The 2,080-nt window shown below is 63.9% G+C and carries 3 protein-coding genes; all 3 read left to right on the forward strand.

The annotated features are described in order from the left end of the window. Positions 1 to 287 (forward strand): hypothetical protein (locus ACFWBU_RS21225; RefSeq protein WP_378529150.1); only part of this gene is annotated, 287 nt, incomplete at its 5' end. Between the two features lie 266 nt (positions 288 to 553). Next, complete coding sequence (locus tag ACFWBU_RS21230) at positions 554 to 1,846, forward strand: cytochrome P450 (RefSeq protein WP_378529151.1); 1,293 nt, start codon at positions 554 to 556, stop codon at positions 1,844 to 1,846. Then, positions 1,843 to 2,031 carry a ferredoxin gene (locus ACFWBU_RS21235; RefSeq protein WP_378529152.1) on the forward strand — a complete coding sequence of 63 codons (189 nt, stop codon included), beginning with the start codon at positions 1,843 to 1,845 and terminating at the stop codon, positions 2,029 to 2,031. Before ACFWBU_RS21230 ends, ACFWBU_RS21235 begins: the two co-directional genes overlap by 4 nt. Positions 2,032 to 2,080: the final 49 nt, after the last annotated feature.

Consider the following 2,080-nt stretch of genomic DNA (forward strand, 5'->3'; position numbering starts at 1 on the left):
ACGCCGACTGGGCCCTGGCCACCGAACCCGAGCGCTACGCCAAACGCCTCGCCTCGACCATGCCCGAAATGCAGCAGTTCTACGACGCCGCCTTCACCCGCCTCGAAGACGCCATCACCTACTGCGACAAATTCGACCTCGACGACCTGCCCGACGACGCCCGCAGCCTCATGCACCTGATGCAATCACTGGTCATGGTGTCCTTCCCCATCGAAGTCTGGAAACAACCCCGCGTCCCCGACAGCGGCGCCGCCTGGGCCACCATCACCAAAGAACCGGTGATCTGACCCTTCGCCCATGCCTACAAGCCCGCATCCGTGTACCGACCCTCATCGGGTCGGGATACGGATGCGGGCGTTGTTGTTCACCACAAATATTTGTGGCCTAACTGGTCCTCTATCACAAAGTCCGAAATGTACGTTAGCTCCGGAATTTCGGAGTCAAGATCAACATGGTTGGATGTGGACCAGATCCTGGTCGGCTACCCGTCTTCCCGACAGTGGCCCCGGTTCCTCGCACCCCCGCAGCTCCACTTCTTCTGAGAGGAAGAAACATGACCGAACTCGAGAAGCTGAACTTCTTCACCGACCCCTCCCTCGTGGGCGATCCGAGCCCGTACTACGACGCGATGCGGGAAAGTTGCCCGGTCAAGCGCGAGCCGCACCACAACGTCATGATGGTCACCGGATACGAGGAAGCCATCCAGGTCCTGAACGACGAAAAGACCTTCTCTTCGTGCATCTCGGTGACGGGCCCGTACTCGGGATTCCCCCTCCCCACCGACAGCGACGACATCACGGACCTGATCGAAGAGACGCGTCCCAAGCTGCCCATGAACGACCAGCTGCCGACGATGGATCCGCCGCAGCATACCGACCATCGCGCCCTGCTGATGCGCCTGATCACCCCGAAGCGCCTCAAGGAGAACGAAGAGTTCATCTGGCGCCTGGCCGACAAGCTGCTCGACGACCTCCTTGCCAAGGGCTCGGGCGAGGTCATCAGCGAGTTCGCCGCCCCGTTCGCCATGCTCGTGATCGCCGACCTGCTCGGCGTCCCGGAGAGCGACCACCAGGAATTCATCGAGGGCCTCAACCTGGTGATGAAGGACGGCATCTCGATCGGCAGCACGCAGGGTACCGAGCTCAAGCTCAACCCCATGGAGTTCCTCTACCAGAAGTTCGGTGCCTACATCGAGGACCGGCGGGCGAACCCGCAGGACGACGTCCTGACCGGTCTTGCCACCGCTACCTTCCCGGACGGCACGCTTCCGCCGGTCGACGACGTCCTCCGCATCGCCGCGAACGTGTTCTCCGCGGGCCAGGAGACCACGGTCCGCCTGGTGAGCTCCGGGCTCCGCATCCTCGCCGAGGACCCCGAACTCCAGCAGACCCTGCGTGAAGACCCCGAGCGGATCAACAACTTCATCGAGGAGACGCTGCGCTTGGAGAGCCCGATCAAGGGCGACTTCCGGCTCTCCAAGGTTCCGACCGAGGTCGGCGGTGTCGAGGTCCCGGCCGGCACGATCATGATGCTCGTGAACGGTGCCGCCAACCGCGACCCCCGCCAGTTCTCCGAGCCGGCCGAGTTCGATCTCGACCGTCGCAACGCGCGTACCCATATCGCTTTCGGTCGCGGCATCCACGCGTGCCCGGGCGCCCCGCTCGCTCGCACCGAGGCGCGCGTCGGCTTCGAGCGACTGCTCGAGCGGACCAGCAAGATCGCCATCTCGGAGAAGGTGCACGGTCCCGAGGGCGACCGCAAGTTCGACTACCTGCCCACGTTCATCCTCCGCGGCCTGATGACGCTGCACCTGGACTTCACGCTCGCGGAAGCCGACGCGAAGTGAAGGTTTCCGTCGACGACGACTCCTGCCGCGGCCACGGGGTCTGTCTTGCTCTCTGCCCCGAGGTGTTCGATCTCAGCGACGGCGGGTACGCCGTGACCCTCGTGTCGGAAGTTCCTTCCGAGCACGAGGATTCGGTGCGCGAAGCTGCGGCGAGTTGCCCCGAACGCGCCATCACGATCACCTGATCCATTCGACTCGACGATAGGCGTCGGTCCGGACCGTAAGGTCCGGGCC

The sequence above is a fragment of the Rhodococcus sp. NPDC060084 genome, from assembly GCF_042730335.1.
Lineage (GTDB): Bacteria > Actinomycetota > Actinomycetes > Mycobacteriales > Mycobacteriaceae > Rhodococcus.

Coding starts and splice junctions, on each gene's coding strand:
- ACFWBU_RS21230 (WP_378529151.1), top strand. CDS start 554: ATGACCGAACTCGAGAAGCTGAACTTCTTCACCGACCCCTCCCTCGTG.